Origin of the sequence: Facklamia sp. P12932 (genome assembly GCF_050409545.1) — a bacterium.
Classification (GTDB): domain Bacteria; phylum Bacillota; class Bacilli; order Lactobacillales; family Aerococcaceae; genus Facklamia.
Map to the genome: position 1 here is coordinate 97,928 of NZ_JBNUPG010000004.1, position 14,871 is coordinate 112,798.

General features: G+C 35.0%; 16 protein-coding genes. 12 read left to right on the forward strand and 4 right to left on the reverse strand.

All coding sequences use genetic code 11. The annotated features are described in order from the left end of the window. Nucleotides 1–115 precede the first annotated feature (115 nt). On the forward strand, nucleotides 116–1,021 hold the full coding sequence (locus tag ACQV2P_RS02970; RefSeq protein WP_428872773.1) for a YitT family protein: 906 nt from the start codon (nucleotides 116–118) through the stop codon (nucleotides 1,019–1,021). 122 nt (nucleotides 1,022–1,143) lie between these two features. Continuing rightward, a complete protein-coding gene (locus tag ACQV2P_RS02975; protein ID WP_428874892.1) occupies nucleotides 1,144–1,512 on the forward strand; it encodes a Spx/MgsR family RNA polymerase-binding regulatory protein in 369 nt (122 codons plus the stop codon). A 43-nt stretch (nucleotides 1,513–1,555) separates the two neighbouring features. Here the strand turns inward: ACQV2P_RS02975 and ACQV2P_RS02980 are convergent, their stop codons facing one another. The 3 genes from ACQV2P_RS02980 to ACQV2P_RS02990 all read right to left on the reverse strand — a co-directional run bounded on the left by ACQV2P_RS02980 (nucleotide 1,556) and on the right by ACQV2P_RS02990 (nucleotide 4,427). Beyond that, nucleotides 1,556–2,158: a TVP38/TMEM64 family protein gene (locus ACQV2P_RS02980; RefSeq protein ID WP_428872776.1), complete on the reverse strand. Its 603-nt coding sequence runs from the start codon at nucleotides 2,156–2,158 to the stop codon at nucleotides 1,556–1,558. An 89-nt stretch (nucleotides 2,159–2,247) separates the two neighbouring features. Next, nucleotides 2,248–3,174: a selenium metabolism-associated LysR family transcriptional regulator gene (locus tag ACQV2P_RS02985; RefSeq protein WP_428872777.1), complete on the reverse strand. Its 927-nt coding sequence runs from the start codon at nucleotides 3,172–3,174 to the stop codon at nucleotides 2,248–2,250. Nucleotides 3,175–3,278: 104 nt separating this feature from the next. After that, nucleotides 3,279–4,427 (reverse strand): aminotransferase class V-fold PLP-dependent enzyme, encoded by a 1,149-nt coding sequence (locus tag ACQV2P_RS02990; protein ID WP_428875766.1) that lies wholly within the window; start codon nucleotides 4,425–4,427, stop codon nucleotides 3,279–3,281. A 200-nt stretch (nucleotides 4,428–4,627) separates the two neighbouring features. Between ACQV2P_RS02990 and ACQV2P_RS02995 the strand changes: the two genes are divergently transcribed. The 5 genes from ACQV2P_RS02995 (at nucleotide 4,628) to ACQV2P_RS03015 (ending at nucleotide 9,753) form a co-directional block, all read left to right on the forward strand. Then, entirely contained in the window at nucleotides 4,628–5,707 is a 1,080-nt protein-coding gene (locus tag ACQV2P_RS02995) for a sulfurtransferase (protein WP_428892576.1), read from the forward strand. A gap of 74 nt (nucleotides 5,708–5,781) precedes the next feature. Next, nucleotides 5,782–7,008 (forward strand): ABC transporter substrate-binding protein, encoded by a 1,227-nt coding sequence (locus tag ACQV2P_RS03000; RefSeq protein WP_428894614.1) that lies wholly within the window; start codon nucleotides 5,782–5,784, stop codon nucleotides 7,006–7,008. Between the two features lies 1 nt (nucleotide 7,009). Beyond that, nucleotides 7,010–7,918 (forward strand): ABC transporter permease, encoded by a 909-nt coding sequence (locus tag ACQV2P_RS03005; protein ID WP_428894615.1) that lies wholly within the window; start codon nucleotides 7,010–7,012, stop codon nucleotides 7,916–7,918. After that, on the forward strand, nucleotides 7,908–8,702 hold the full coding sequence (locus tag ACQV2P_RS03010; RefSeq protein ID WP_428874886.1) for an ABC transporter permease: 795 nt from the start codon (nucleotides 7,908–7,910) through the stop codon (nucleotides 8,700–8,702). The genes ACQV2P_RS03005 and ACQV2P_RS03010 overlap by 11 nt, the downstream gene beginning before the upstream one ends. A 10-nt stretch (nucleotides 8,703–8,712) precedes the next feature. Further along, nucleotides 8,713–9,753, forward strand: coding sequence for an ABC transporter ATP-binding protein (locus ACQV2P_RS03015; RefSeq protein ID WP_428894616.1), 1,041 nt, complete (start codon nucleotides 8,713–8,715; stop codon nucleotides 9,751–9,753). A 54-nt stretch (nucleotides 9,754–9,807) separates the two neighbouring features. Here the strand turns inward: ACQV2P_RS03015 and ACQV2P_RS03020 are convergent, their stop codons facing one another. After that, nucleotides 9,808–10,524 (reverse strand): rhodanese-like domain-containing protein, encoded by a 717-nt coding sequence (locus ACQV2P_RS03020; protein ID WP_428894617.1) that lies wholly within the window; start codon nucleotides 10,522–10,524, stop codon nucleotides 9,808–9,810. 168 nt (nucleotides 10,525–10,692) lie between these two features. Here ACQV2P_RS03020 and ACQV2P_RS03025 point away from each other — a divergent pair, with 168 nt between their 5' ends. The 5 genes from ACQV2P_RS03025 (at nucleotide 10,693) to ACQV2P_RS03045 (ending at nucleotide 14,861) form a co-directional block, all read left to right on the forward strand. Next, a complete protein-coding gene (locus ACQV2P_RS03025; protein WP_428874884.1) occupies nucleotides 10,693–11,151 on the forward strand; it encodes a hypothetical protein in 459 nt (152 codons plus the stop codon). Then, nucleotides 11,151–12,668, forward strand: a complete 1,518-nt coding sequence (locus tag ACQV2P_RS03030) for a TIGR04282 family arsenosugar biosynthesis glycosyltransferase (protein WP_428894618.1) — start codon at nucleotides 11,151–11,153, stop codon at nucleotides 12,666–12,668. The genes ACQV2P_RS03025 and ACQV2P_RS03030 overlap by 1 nt, the downstream gene beginning before the upstream one ends. Continuing rightward, on the forward strand, nucleotides 12,665–13,345 hold the full coding sequence (locus ACQV2P_RS03035) for a TIGR04283 family arsenosugar biosynthesis glycosyltransferase (protein WP_428872789.1): 681 nt from the start codon (nucleotides 12,665–12,667) through the stop codon (nucleotides 13,343–13,345). The genes ACQV2P_RS03030 and ACQV2P_RS03035 overlap by 4 nt, the downstream gene beginning before the upstream one ends. 12 nt (nucleotides 13,346–13,357) lie before the next feature. Beyond that, a complete protein-coding gene (locus tag ACQV2P_RS03040) occupies nucleotides 13,358–14,080 on the forward strand; it encodes a glycine/sarcosine/betaine reductase selenoprotein B family protein (protein WP_428872790.1) in 723 nt (240 codons plus the stop codon). A 127-nt stretch (nucleotides 14,081–14,207) separates the two neighbouring features. Continuing rightward, the gene (locus ACQV2P_RS03045; RefSeq protein WP_428874882.1) at nucleotides 14,208–14,861 is read left to right on the forward strand and encodes a cytochrome c biogenesis CcdA family protein; all 654 of its coding nucleotides are present in this window, start codon (nucleotides 14,208–14,210) and stop codon (nucleotides 14,859–14,861) included. The last annotated feature ends 10 nt before the right edge of the window (nucleotides 14,862–14,871 follow it).

The window sequence follows — 14,871 nt, forward strand, 5'->3', positions numbered from 1 at the left end:
AAATGACTGAGGTTTTATCCACAGAAATTTAATTAAAAAGTCATCTGAAGGTTCTGTTTTTTAAATCGAATAAACGCTATAATAGATAATGAAATATAAAATTAGGAGCGAATAAATGAAACCGTCAATTTCAAAACTTCAGCTACAGGTGAAACCATGGGCACTTGCCTATTCCATCTTTATGGTTACTTTAGGCTGTCTCGTCTATGCTGCTGGGGTAAACAGTTTTGTAATCCCCAATCATTTTGGTAATGGTGGAGTGGCAGGTATCGCGATTATCTTAAAATATATCAAGGATATTCCTACTGGGACCACAAACCTCATTATAAATTCTTTTATTCTATTGATTGGTTATCGATTTCTTGAAAAACGTACATTAATTTTTACAATTTATGCCATGATTGTAACCTCCTGGGCTTTAAACACTGTCTTTCCACCTGTTTTTATTTCAGAAAACCGGCTAATTTCGGCAATGGCAGGCGGAGTTGTAATGGGTATTGGTTTAGGATTAATTCTTAAAGGACATGGTTCTTCGGCTGGAACAGATATTATCGCCATGATTTTAAAGAAATACCTTGGGATTAATTTTGCCACAGCTACCTTTTTATTAAACATGTCAATTGTCTTAGCTTCTGGGTTTGTTATAGGTGCTGAAAACACTATTGTTACTATTTTTATGAAATTTTTAACCTCAGCTGCCTTAGAATTTGTTACGGATGGCTTTAGTCGTCGGAAGGCAATGTTAATTATTACTAAAGAACCAGAACAAGTTTGTCAGATGATTACCGAAGAAATTGCAAGAGGGATCACTGTTTTCAGAGCTTATGGTTATTACACCCATAAGGAAAAAGAAGTGTTATATATTGTTGTATCTAAACAGCAAGTGGTGAAAATAGAGCGACATATTGCTTCAATTGATCCAAATGCTTTTGTTACAGTTAGTGATGTTCAAGAAGTTATTGGACAAGGATTTACTTTTTATAATCCTAATAATAAAAATCGCCGTTTTTACGATGAATAATAAAAGAACTCGTCTTCAAAATTGGAAGGCGATTTTTGGACGAGATAAAAATTAGAGTCAATTTTATAATACTGTGAGCTAATTATGCTATGTATTCTTTAATGAATGACGGAGGGAAAATGATGATTAAAGTATATGGTTTAAAGCAATGTTCAACTTGTCGCAAGATTATGAAGTATTTGCAGGAAAATGGTTTGGAATTGACTGAGATAGAAGATATTCGCGACAATCCCCCCTCTCTTTCGGAATTAAAAGTGGCTTATCAATCGACAGATGGCAATATTCGCAAAATGCTAAATACTTCTGGACAGGTCTACCGAGATATGAAATTAAAAGACCGTTTAGATAGTATGTCTTCTGAAGAAGTTTTAAAGCTAATGAGTAAAAACGGTATGCTAATTAAAAGACCATTTTTAATTGAAAAAGAAAAGGCAAGTAGTGGTTCTAATTTAAAAATAATTAACCGAGTGTGGGAAATTAACAAAGCTTAAAACATAAAAAGAGGTTATCAACTATATAGTGATAGCCTCTTTTTTAAAAGAATGATGTTAACCAATGTAAAATATAAGTTGTTCCAAAACCATAACAAGCTAAGGAAACAGGTTTGCCAAATAGCAAGGATAAAATGAAGTACTTGCGAGTCATAGTAGTGATTCCAGCTCCATAACAGAGAATATCAGCTGGCGAGAAGGGAAAAAACATTAAAAAAGTAAAAAGCCAATTTCCCATGTTTTTTCTTTCGTAAAGTCTGATCATTTTACCATAAGACTTATCGCCGAGTATGGCTCGGACAGTAGGTTTTCCATATCTTCTACCAATCCAAAAGTTGACCCAAGATCCGAGATAGATGGGTAACAAATTGAGGACGAAACCCCAAAAGGGACCAAAAGCTAAGATTCCGATGGGAATAGTAATCGCTCCCGGCATAACTGGAATAATGGTTTGGGCTATCTGAATGATAATAAAAATCAAGGGCGCCCAAAAGCCAAAACCTTTAATCATTACTAGCATTTTTCTCTCGTCGGTAAAAACACCTGCTTGAATTCCCCACATAACTAATATGAAAGTAACTATGAGTCCCAAAATATTGAGGAAATGCATCCATTTTCGGGTTAAAATTTGTCTTTTTTCATCCATCGGGTCACACTCCTCAAAAACATTTTAACATATGTTGATGATATGACAATCATAGATGAAAATTAACCAAAATCAGACAGACTTAAGTCTTAATTAATTGATTGATCGGACTGAAAAGGTTCAACCGATAATTGATAGTTACGAATATAATTGATAAAGTTTTTAACGGATTCAGGAAGGTGTGTATTTTTACGATAAACCAAGTAAAAGTTTCGTATAGAATTCACTCCTTCAATATCGAAGGTTAAAACTTCTTTATGTTTCACATCAGGCTGAACAGCTAGCTCTGATAGAATGGAAATCCCAACCCCCAACTTAATAAATTGTTTTATCGTTTCATTATTATTTACTTCAAAAACTTTATTCAGTTTGAGTGGATCGATATCCAACTCTCTCAGTATCAATGCTGATTCTTTAAGTGTTCCTGAACCTTCCTCGCGAGTAATGAAAGGTTTTTCTAAGATCTTCTTAATTGGATAAGCTGTTTCTTTATATTGTATGAATTCTTGATTATAAGGGGTAACAATGACTAATTTATCCGAAAAGAGCTTCTCAAAAGTCAAGTTACTATTCATCGATTGAGAGCCAACAATACCAATATTTAAAGACCCTAGGGCAATATCATTAATAATATCAATGGTATCACTTTGGTGAAGGGAGACCCGCATCTCTTTATTATCTTTGGCAAATTCCGAAAGAGCTAACGGAAGAAGATAAGAAGCAGCAATGGATGAGGCACCGATTGTGATTTCATGGTTGTTTCTTTGAGAAAAGGTGGTTTCAATGTTACGTGACATTTTTAATAAGGATTGTGCGTACTTATAAAATTCCTGTCCTTGGGTAGTTAATTCATGGCTTTTAGTTGTGCGTGAAATTAATTCGATGCCTAATTCATTTTCCAATTGTTTAATGTGCAAAGAGACAGTTGGTTGAGAGAGGTAGAGTTGGTTAGCAGCTTCTGAAAAACTACCCCATTCTACTATTGTTATAAAGGTTTGGATTTGTTTTAATTCCACAAAAGTCACTACTTTCTGATATCGATTTAATATTGATTTTTGATTTTAAGGTGAGAGAGGTATTTATTAGAAAAAATAATAAATAATTGTCGAATCGTTTAAAATTACTCAGATAGATCTTTTTGAATGTCTTTAAGACATTCAACGGCGACCATGAGGTCTTCTTTTTTCGTATAATGCGATAGTGAGAATCGCACAACTCCTTGTTCCTTGGTTCCTAATGCTTCATGCATTAAAGGAGCACAGTGACCACCACCTCGTGTTATAATTTCAGCTCGGTCAATCAGTTCTTCAACTACGATGGCCGAGTCAAAATCGCCTAGATTAATTGAAAGAATTCCACAGCGGTCTACAGTAGGATTAAAATGACCATAAAATTTTATTTGGGGAATGGATTGAAGTTCCTTATAAAAGATGTTTAAGAGATTCCTTTCATAATCTCTTACTTTATTCACTCCATAATCAATTAAATAATTTACACCTGCTGCAAGACCAGCAATTCCATGACTATTTAAAGTTCCGGCTTCTAAGCGTGAGGGGTAATCAAGAGGTTGATGATGACTAAAGGTATCAATGCCTGTTCCACCTGATTTTAGTGGATGAATCTCTACATCTGGGTGAACATATATACCACCAGTTCCTTGCGGACCTAAAAGACTTTTATGTCCTGTAAAACAAAGAACATCTATGTCCAAAGCTTCTACGTCGATAGGTATACAGCCAATTGTCTGTGAGGCATCTACAATACCTAAAAGATTGTGTTGGTGTAGAATTTGAGTGATTTCCTTGATCGGATTAATGTCACCAGTAACATTGGAAGCATGAGTGATGACCATTCCTTTAGTGTTGCTTTGAATGGTATTATTTACTGTTGCCGGATCAATAATTCCTTTCGAATTGATGCCTAAAATAGTCAGTTCAAGACCATTTTCTTCTAGTTCATAGAGAGGTCTTAGAACGGAATTATGTTCCATGACAGTCGTAATAACATGGTCACCTTTCTTAAATAATCCTTTAATAACTGTATTTAAACTATCTGTAGCGTTATGAGTGAAAATTATTTGCCGAGGGTCTTTGCCGTTAATCAATTGATTCAAAGATTGACGGGCTTGAAAAATGCTTCGAGAAGCTTGCATGGCTGAATCCGAAGAACCTCTGCCAGCATTGCCAGAATGCTGAATGGCGTCAATGACCGCATCAATGACTACTTGAGGTTTATTTAGGGAAGTGGCTGCATTATCTAAATAAATCATAAGATCTTCTCCTCTTTAAAATTTATATTATCATTCCCATTATATCTTAATAGATAAGGGCCTTCATGGTTAATTTGAATTGATATCGCTTTCATCAGTTATTCTGATAAATGCTCAAGGCTGTTCTAACAAAGCTTGTCGGTGCATATTTGAAGTGATATGATTAGCCAGTAAAAAAAATATATATAAGGAGGTGTCTTATGAAAAAAATGTTTTCATGGTTGATGTTGACTGTATTATTTGTTGGGCTTATGCAACCATTTGCTAGAATTAATGCTGAAGATGAAGTTGAAGAAAACACTACCGAAGCTTCAAGTGAGGAGCAATACCCTGTCGATCCGGACAAACAAGTTTATGTTGATGCAGAATGGATTAAAAATGTCTTAGATGGTAATTCAGACATTGAAAAATATGTATTGGCGGAAGTCACTTGGGGCGAAGCCGATGCAAGTCCAGATTATTTGAGAAAACACTTGCCTGGAGCGATTCATATTAATACGGATTCGGTTGAAGAGGGTCCTGTATGGAATTTGCGATCTGCCGAAGAAATTGAAGAATCTTTATTAAAATATGGGATTGATAAAGATACGACGTTGATTTTATATGGACCTGATACAGGTGTAGACCGTGTAGCTTATGCTGCATTGTACACAGGAGTTGAATCCGTTAAAATTCTAGATGGCGGCTTAGCTATTTGGGAAGCAGCAGGTTACGAAATAGAAGAAGGTGAAGTGGTCCCTGCAGCTGTTAAAGAATTTGGAGTCGAAGTGCCTGCTCATTCTGAATATCTTATATCTTTAGATGATACTGTGGATGCTTTAACTAATAATGACAACTTTCGCTTAGTCTCTCTACGTTCTGAAAATGAATGGTTAGGTATAGAATCAGGATACTCTTATATTCCTAAAGCGGGAGAACCTAAAGGAGCAGTTTGGGGACGTCCATTATTGAGGGGCTCTGGAGAAGCTAATAGTTCAGGAATGGAAGATTTTAAAAATGAAGACGGTACAAATAAAAGCTTCGATGAGATTTTGGCTTTTTGGCAAGAAGAAGGTTTTGATGTTGAAAATGATTTAACCTTTTATTGTGGAACTGGTTGGAGATCTAGCCTTCCATTCTTGTTGATGTATGAGCGGGGTTTAGATGTTACCATGTTTGATGGTGGATGGAATGAATGGCAAATGAATGATGATTTGGAAGTTCAAATTGGTGATCCTCAATCAGATTCGGTAAAATATAAAACAGTTGGAGATTTAGAAGAAGGAAAAGAAACCAATTAGAAAGCATCTTCAAAAATACAAGGAAGCGTGCTCGCCATTGACGACGAGCATGCTTTTTATTAAGGAGAATATTAATGAAAAAAATTCTAAAATTATTAAGTTTAGCTGTTATAACCAGTTTAATAGTCAATACTACATATGTTTTTGCCAATGAGGGAGGCCCATTAAACAACTTATCTTTTGAAGAAATAGTAGAGCAAGCAAAAGGAAGTGAAGTTAATTTTTATGGATGGGGCGGCGATGAAAAGCTTAACCAGTGGTTAGATGAAGTATATGGACCAAGACTTAAAGAAAAATATGATATTACGTTAAACCGTATTCCGATGGATATCGATCAAATTTTGAGTCAATTAGTGAGTGAGAAGCAAGCTCAAACTAGCGAAAGTGAAATGGATATGATTTGGATCAATGGCGAGAATTTTAAATCTGCTCGAGAAAATGAACTCTTATATGGTCCATTCACAGAAATTTTACCAAATTATCAAGAATTTCTAGATATAGAAGATATAGAAAACAATCAGGATTTTGGCTATCCAATTGAAGGTTTTGAAGCTCCTTACTCAAAATCTCAGCTTGTTTTAATTAAAGATTCAGAAGTAACTAAAGAAACTCCTACAGATGCTGATTCCTTGTTAGCATATGTAAAAGAAAATCCTGGAAGCTTTACTTATCCGGCATTGCCAGATTTTACCGGTTCCGCTTTTGTTCGGAATATTATCTATGAATTTGTTGATTATCAAGAATTTCAAAAGATGGAAACAGATAAAGAAGAGCTGAAAGTTCTCATTCAACCGGCTTTGGATTACTTAAATGAATTGGCTCCTTATTTATGGAGTGAGGGGAAAACTTATCCAAGCGATGGTCCTGCCTTAAACAATTTATTTATGGATGGAGAAGTTGCTTTTCATATCAACTATAACGCTTATGAAATTGCTCGATCAATTGAACAGGGAATGTATCCATCGACTGCCCAATCATTTGTTTTTGAAAAGGGCACAATAGGTAATACTAACTTTATAGCAATTGGTAAAAATGCATCACACAAAGCAGCCGCTATGGTAGCAATAAATGAAATGCTATCGCCAGAAATGCAATTATCAAAATACGAACACCTCGGTCTAATTCCGGTAATCGATAATGATAAATTAAATGATCAATTAAAAGCAGACTTTGAGGAAGTAGAAATTGGCGAGGGGATAATACCACAAGAACAACTTTTATCTAAGCGACTGCCAGAAATGCCCGCACAATTAGTGCCTTTGATCGAAGAAATTTGGCTAGATGAAGTGGCAGGAAAATAAAATGGAGCTTACGAAGAAGAAGCGTTTTTATGCAGTTCTCTTATTTATGCCTCAGTTCATTTTAAGTTTGTTTTTACTGTTAGGTGTAATGATTGGAATAGTGCAGTCTTTTGGATACATTCCTTCTTTAAATTTAAATGAGTTCAGTCTGACTTACTATCAAGATTTATTAAATGACAAACAATTTAAGCAATCAGTGTTTTTTTCATTGAAAATTGCTTTTTATTCAGCTTTCCTTTCAACGATTATGGGTCTAGCTTGGGCTTACTTTTGGCTTGTTCAAGAAAAGTTAAGTAGATGGCAACAGACGCTAGTAAAAATTCCTATAATTGTTCCTCATTTAGTGGTCGCACTGTTTACTTTACAACTGTTTGGACGAACCGGAATATTTGCACGAATTTTATTTGCAATGGGAATTTCAAATGCCCAAGCTTGGTTTGATGCATTAATGTTTCAACCAAATGGTTGGGGCATTATTTTTTCTTTTATGTGGAAAGAAATTCCTTTTGTTTTATTTTATTGTTATCCTATAATAAGTTCAATCAATAATAAACTTGGCGAAGCTGCACAGACGCTTGGAGCCAGTCGCTTACAAAGTTTTATTAAGATTGTGCTACCCTTATCAAAAAACACAATCTTAGCTGCCTTTTTCATTATATTTATGTACGCTTTTGGTTCCTACGAGCTAGCAGCTTTATTAGGACCAACTTTACCTAAGGCATTACCAATTGCAGCTTATCAAGCATATATGCATCCTGATTTAAGCCAACAACCTTTGGCAATGGCATATAATGGAATTTTAATACTCATTAGTTTGATAGCCGTTGTAGTAATTTATCTGATAGCATTTTATCCACAACTAAAGAAACAACTATTCAGTGAAGAAAAGGTGGGTCGAGATGTATCGTAAGACTATTCATTTCTTAATATTTATAGTTATTTTTTTGCCAATTAGTATTTTATTAATCTGGGCATTTACTGCTCGCTGGCCATGGCCTCATTTGATCCCGCACAATTTGTCCCTAAGAGGGTTTGAAAATCTGGTACGGCAACCTAATCAATTACTAACACTTATACTATCTTCAGTATTTATTTCGTCATGTGTAGCCATGCTGTCATCTTTGATTGCCTTAATGACTGCTAGAGCGACGGTAATGGCTAAAGGCTTCTTTAAGAATTTTATTCAGTTGACTATCGCCCTACCTTTTCTAATTCCTGTGATTGTTTTTGCTACAGGTATTCATCAAAAAATGTTTGAATGGGGCTGGGCTAATAAGCTTTGGGGCGTGATATTAGCCCATTTGATTTATTCCTTACCCTATGCTTCATACTTAGTGATTGATGCCTACCATGCGGTTGGCCTTCATTTAGAAGAGCAAGCATGGGTATTAGGAGCAAATAAGTTGAAAGCATTCTGGAAAATAACTTTTCCACTGCTGCTCCCTGTTCTTGCGACCAGTTTGGCTACGTCATTCATTGTTTCTTTTAGTCAGTATTTCCTGACTTTAATGATAGGTGGGGGGAAGATTCAAACCCTATCAGTAATTATTTTTCCTTATTTACAAAGAAACGATCGTACAATTGCTAGCATATACGCTTTGTTCTTTTTAATTATTAGCTTTTTAGTTATGGGACTACTCTCTTGGCTTTCCAATTTATATCAAAGTAAATATGAAAAATTCGACTATTATTAGGAGGTGAACTGTGTCTTTAATCATTAGAAATATATCAGTGAGTTTGGGTCATAACAAAGTCTTAAAAGATCTTAATCTTGAAGTTAAAAAAGGAGAGTATTTAGCTTTACTTGGGCCTTCTGGATCTGGAAAAACTACTTTTTTGAAAACACTAGCTGGACTAATTGAAAATGCTGAGGGAGATATTTTACTTAATCAAACTTCTATTATGAAAGAACCAAGTCATTCCCGTCCAGTTTCGGTGGTTTTTCAAGATTTAAGACTTTTTCCGCATTATAACGTTAAAGAAAATATTGTTTTTCCTATGAGGTTAAAGAAAATGAAAGCTAAAGAGATCGATGAGCGGGTAGCATCTTTATTGAATGATGTGCATTTACCTGGTTTACAAGCTTCTTCCATCCATAAACTATCAGGTGGTCAACAACAAAGGGTAGCACTCGCAAGAGCCTTAGCCAATGAACCTCAGGTTCTTTTGTTGGATGAGCCTTTTTCCGGACTCGATGAGCCTCTTAGAAGGGAGATGGGCCAGTTAGTACATAACTTACATGTTAAAAAAGGGCTGGTAACCATCTTAGTGACACATGACAAGCGAGAAGCGGTACAATTTGCTGATCGTATCGCTTTTCTGCATGAGGGTAATTTAGTGCAAGTGGATTATCCTAAAAATGTCTTTGATCATCCTAAAAATGAATATGTGGGTAATTTCTTTGGAGTGTTGAACCGTTTAAAAGTTATTGAAGAAAGTAGAAAAGACTGGTTAGAGATGGATTTTAATGTTAAATTAAAAGACTATATTGGCAAAGAAATTTTTGTCAGACCAATTCGTGTGGAAGTTAAGACAGAACGTTTATTTTCCTCTTCCAGTCTCATTTTCCCTGCTAAACTAACCCATTTTTTTGAATACCCAGAGTATGTAGATTTAAAATTTCAATTAATCAATTCAAGTGAACAATGGAGTGTCAATGTCTTGCACCAGTCATTAAAAGATTATAAAGTAGGCGAAAAATATTGGCTTTATGTTAATCATGCAGATATTATTAGTTTTGAATGATAGATTTAAATAGAAAAAGCCCAATTATAAGTTGGGCTTTTTGCTTACAATCGTTTATGAAGCTTTTTCCATAATTGGAATTTTTTTATTTTCTTTTGTACCATCTAGAGAATTCTTGACATTAGTATAGCCCTTTTCGGTTAAGAAGTTAGCTATTTGAGCGGATTTATTACCAGAATAACAGAAAGTAATAATTTCAACTTCTTTGTCTTCAGGTAATTGTTCTAAAACAGTTTCTGGCTTATCAACTGAAGCATGAATGGCTCCTTCTACACTTGCTTTTTCAAAGTCTTTAAGATCACGTGCATCAATGAAAATGGTTTCGCCTGCTTCGGCTGCTTCAATGAAGGTATCTGGCAAGATAGATTCATAAGTCACTAAAGTATATTCAAAGTCTTTAACCCCTACAGCATCTTTAACATCTTCAAAGCCATTATCGATTAAAAGATTAGCAGCTTCTGCAGACTTATTACCTGTGTTGCAATAAACAATAATTGGCATCTTTTGGTAGTCTTCTAATCGTTCTAATTGTTCTTCTAATTGATCTAAAGGGATATTAATGGCATGTGAAAGATGTCCTTCTGCATAGTCTTCTTCAGGTCGGACATCAATTACCAAATATTTTTCCTTTTTCTTTTTATCTAGTTGGATTTTTTCAAGTTCTTCGCCTGTCATTATCTCAGCTTGGGCGTAAACGTTCGAAAGACCCAAAGCAAAAACTGCTACAAAAGAGACAATAAGTTTTAAAGATTTTAAAAGTGTTTTTTGCATTATACCCACTCCTTTATTTTGATGTCTTTATTTTATTAAAATGGTCATCTAATCACAAATAGACTTATTAAATAAATACGGGCTATTTATTAGTAATATCAATAAAACATTCATTCAAAAAAAGTAGCTGTATGCTATAATGAGCAAGGTTATAAGAGGAGGTCCAAAATGTTAAGTAAAATATATTGGGCGATTGAAATATTAATAGTCACAGGTGGTTTTTTTGTGAATGAATATGCTAGTAAGCGGATAGGACTCTATCGCCATGTGTATTATCGAGAATTTCAATTTAATCAGTTTTGGTTTGCTGAAAACTATCATTGGATTTGGTATGTTGTAGCTATTTTCATTATTTTAATTGCTATTATTGCTCTATTTAAAACTAAAAGCTGGATTCAATTTTGTTATCAATTTTCTTGGAAAACACATTGGGCGATACTGTTGATCGTTTCTCTGTCTGAACTAATTATTATGAGCTTTTTTACAGATAAAAGTCTTTTAATTATGTATCCGTATTTCCTAGTAGGATTACCACTTTTAGGAGTTGGAAATTTGATAGGTTGTTTATTAATTTTTTTATTCCATCCTCAGACTAAAGAATGCGAAATTAAGATAGGAGCCATATAATGTCGACTGCAATTATTTATTTTGTCAAATTACCTTTAATTGGATATAACAAAACTAGATTACAAGGGTTTTTACCTAAGGAAGATATTCACCATCTATCGATTCACCTTTTACAACAAACTTACAAAGAAATTTGTAAGGTGGATGCAGACATCTTTCTTTTTGTAGCACCTGCTGATCAAAAATTAGCCATTCAAAAATACTTAGCTATTGATAGTGATAAGATATTCGGCCAGCTTGAAACAGCTCATTTAGGAGAACGAATGTCGCGAGCCATGCAGCAAATTTTTAACCGTGGCTATGATAAAGTTCTTTTATTAGGCTGTGATCTAGTTGACATCAAGCAATCTTTGGTTGAGCAAATGATTGACATGCTAGACACTGAAGATGTTGTTTTAGCTCCTACCTTAGATGGAGGTTATGGCATTATAGCCAGCCGTTTGTTCTCTAAGTCTCTTTTTGATTTAGAGAATTATTCACACGATGAAGTATGCCAAAGGACGATCAATAAAGTTTCTGCAGCAAAACTTTCCTATGCGTTGACAGAAACCATTCGTGACCTAGACACGCGGGAAGATGTGGTGCGTTATCTATCAGGAGATCCAGATGCAGTTTATTTTAATCAGGGGGAATATAATGCCAACTTTCTAATTGATAAGGGCAGAAAGATTTTTAGGATTGCTTTAGGTTCGCAAATGAATTTAGACAATCAAATTGAATATGAATACTTGGCACTGAAGGGTTTGGCTTCTTCAGGGGTTGTGCCGAAGGTATATCAATGCCAGCCTCATACTAAGTTGTTAGGTAAGGGTTATTTAATTGAAGAATACCTCCCCGGTCATCCCTTAGACTATCAAAAGGACTTATCCAAAGCTGCTAATATTTTGGCTAGAATCCATAGTGTAGATAGCCAGACCATTCCTCATCTTATTAAGGCTAATAATCCCTTCCAACTGATGTATCAGGAATTTGTTGACATGTATAGTCATTATCAAAAATGGAAGGGCAGAGATCTTGAGGTTATTGATCTAATCGATGCATTGATGGCAGGTCTGAAAAAATATTCGTTCAATAATAAATTAAGCAATCCTTGTGTTATTAATACAGAACTTAATTCACACAATTTTTTGATTAATTCTAAAGGTGATTCCTATTTAATTGACTGGGAGAAGCCTTTGGTTGGTGAGAGGGAACAAGATATCGCTCATTTTATAGCTCCCACAACCACATTATGGAAAACAGACCACTTACTTTCATATGAGCAAATCTCCGCTTTCATTAAAGAGTATGATAAGTCCTCCCAGGTGAAAATTAATAAAGATAAGCTTAAACAATATCTTCATTTTACTTGTTTAAGAGGAGTCACTTGGTGTTCGATGGCTTATGTTCAATATTTAGAAGCACAAAAAGTTAAGTCAAATGACCACTCTTTTGAAACCATCTCCCGCTTTATTAGCCCTGTTTTCTTACAAGAAATTAAAGCTTATATTGAAAAGTTGGAGGATATTACCTTATGAATTATTTGATCAGTGTGATTATTCCAGTTTATAACGAAAGAAAAATATTACCTCAAACTTTAAAGCATCTACAGCATTTAAAGGACGAAGAAATTGAAATTCTGTTTGTAGATGGTGGTAGTGAAGATGGAACTCAAGAGTTTATTAGCGAAAATCAATATAAAGTCCTGAATGGTCCAAAGGGTCGTGGTAGTCAATTAGCTGTAGGGGCTAAAAAGGCCAAAGGAGACTATCTTTTATTCTTACATGCAGATAGCTACTTTAAACGTTCTCCTAAAAAGGTCATCCTGAGTAGTCTGCTGAAAGGAAAGATTGGAGCTTTTCCATTAGACTTTCAAACAGATAATTTATGGCTAAGAGCGATTGCTTATGGATCAAATTGGCGACTTAAACATCGACAGATAGCTTTCGGTGATCAAGGGATTTTTATGACAAAAGATTACTATTGGGAACTAGGAGGTTTTCATGCTTTATCTTTAATGGAAGACTATGATTTATTTTTACGAAACAAGGCTAAGGGTGAAGAATTAGTTGTAGCAGATCAGTTCATTTATACCTCGGACCGTCGTTTTAAAGAAAAAGGTGTCTTTAGAACACTTCTTAAGATGCAATATTGCCAGTATCTATTTCGTAAGGGTTACTCAATGAAAGCAATCACTCAAGTCTATTATTCGTAGAAGGGGATTCGAATGAAAAAGAGAAGTATTAAAGAAAATATCATTGCAGCCATAGCCAAAAGAATGGTGGTTACCATCGATGAAGCCCCCTCTAATGTTGAATTAACTAAGCCTCTTTCAGAGTGTAGGGTAGCATTTATCACAACAGCAGGAACCCATTTGAAAAGCGATGCCCCTTTTAATATTAAGGGAGATCATACTTTCCGAATGATTCCTGGGGATAGTCGGGTGGAAAATATTATGATTACTCATGATCATTATGATCATGGACCGGCAGATGAAGATTTAAACTGTGTCTTTCCCATACAGATGCTTCAAGAGATGGCAACAAAGGGCAAAATCGGCTCTGTTGCACCGCGCCATTATGGCCTAATGGGTTATATACCAAAAGTAAATTTACTAATTGATGAAACAGCACCTGCGATTGCCCGTCAGTTAGTTGAAGATCAAGTAGATTTGGTACTCCTTTCTCCTGGCTGATATATTTGCCATCAGTCCGTTGGGCTAATCCAAAGAGAAGTAGAAAAGCAAGGGATCCGTACCGCTTCAATTATGCACTTACCTAAAGTGGCAGCCAAATCGAGACCACCTAGAATGTTTACCATTGATTTTCCTTTAGGTTTAACTTTTGGAGAGGCGAATGATTCTATTAAGCATTGGCAAGTTATGGATCAATTCTTAGATTTTGCTGTATCAGGTGGGGCAGAGGAGATAAGACCTTTTAAAAAAGCTTAATTATTCAATCACATAATGCGAATAGCGGCTTACTTTCAAATAATTAATTTATTTATACTAGCGTGATTACTTTTAGTTGAATGACTCCAATGGCATGATAATCTTTGTGAGAAAGGAGCTTAAAAATATGGACTATCTATTATTATTTATCGAGGGATTAATGACTTTTGTCTCTCCTTGCTTACTGCCAATGCTTCCACTTTATATTGCATTCTTTGCAGGCAGTGAAGGGGAGAGCTCTACTAAACAAACCCTCATTAAAGCAATTTTATTTATGTTAGGATTTTCTACGATATTTATCTTATTAAGTCTTTTTGTGTCCACTGTAGGATCCTTTTTTATGATGCACCGACAAGTCGTTAACTTTATCGCAGGAAGCATTATGATTATTATGGGTGTCGATTATCTTAATGGTCAAAAGCTAATGACTAAGTTAAGGCCTCATTCGCGAGGTTCCTATGTGGCCAATCCTTATTTATTTGGTCTAGTCTTTGCCATTTCTTGGTCGCCATGTGTTGGAACATTTTTGGCTTCTGCATTAACTTATATAGCCAGTGTCGCTACTAGCTGGACTTCATTTTTGCTTATAATTAGCTATTGTTTAGGTTTAGGTATTCCTTTCATTCTGTCTGCATTATTGGTAGATGAAAGTAAAAAAGTCCTTACATTTATCAAGGAACATTATCACTTAGTCAATCTATCTTCAGGCTGGTTTTTAATCCTTTTCGGTTTATTAACAATATCAGGCATCTTAGAAACGCTTTTACTACAACTAGTCTAGGAGGAATACA

Excerpts from the sequence above, each read along its gene's own strand:
- ACQV2P_RS02975 (WP_428874892.1), top strand. The coding sequence starts at position 1,144 with ATGATTAAAGTATATGGTTTAAAGCAATGTTCAACTTGTCGCAAGATT.
- ACQV2P_RS03020 (WP_428894617.1), bottom strand. The coding sequence starts at position 10,524 with ATGCAAAAAACACTTTTAAAATCTTTAAAACTTATTGTCTCTTTTGTA.
- ACQV2P_RS03030 (WP_428894618.1), top strand. The coding sequence starts at position 11,151 with ATGTCGACTGCAATTATTTATTTTGTCAAATTACCTTTAATTGGATAT.
- ACQV2P_RS03045 (WP_428874882.1), top strand. The coding sequence starts at position 14,208 with ATGGACTATCTATTATTATTTATCGAGGGATTAATGACTTTTGTCTCT.
- ACQV2P_RS03010 (WP_428874886.1), top strand. The coding sequence starts at position 7,908 with ATGTATCGTAAGACTATTCATTTCTTAATATTTATAGTTATTTTTTTG.
- ACQV2P_RS02970 (WP_428872773.1), top strand. The coding sequence starts at position 116 with ATGAAACCGTCAATTTCAAAACTTCAGCTACAGGTGAAACCATGGGCA.
- ACQV2P_RS02995 (WP_428892576.1), top strand. The coding sequence starts at position 4,628 with ATGAAAAAAATGTTTTCATGGTTGATGTTGACTGTATTATTTGTTGGG.
- ACQV2P_RS03000 (WP_428894614.1), top strand. The coding sequence starts at position 5,782 with ATGAAAAAAATTCTAAAATTATTAAGTTTAGCTGTTATAACCAGTTTA.
- ACQV2P_RS03035 (WP_428872789.1), top strand. The coding sequence starts at position 12,665 with ATGAATTATTTGATCAGTGTGATTATTCCAGTTTATAACGAAAGAAAA.
- ACQV2P_RS02990 (WP_428875766.1), bottom strand. The coding sequence starts at position 4,427 with ATGATTTATTTAGATAATGCAGCCACTTCCCTAAATAAACCTCAAGTA.
- ACQV2P_RS03025 (WP_428874884.1), top strand. The coding sequence starts at position 10,693 with ATGTTAAGTAAAATATATTGGGCGATTGAAATATTAATAGTCACAGGT.
- ACQV2P_RS03005 (WP_428894615.1), top strand. The coding sequence starts at position 7,010 with ATGGAGCTTACGAAGAAGAAGCGTTTTTATGCAGTTCTCTTATTTATG.
- ACQV2P_RS02980 (WP_428872776.1), bottom strand. The coding sequence starts at position 2,158 with ATGGATGAAAAAAGACAAATTTTAACCCGAAAATGGATGCATTTCCTC.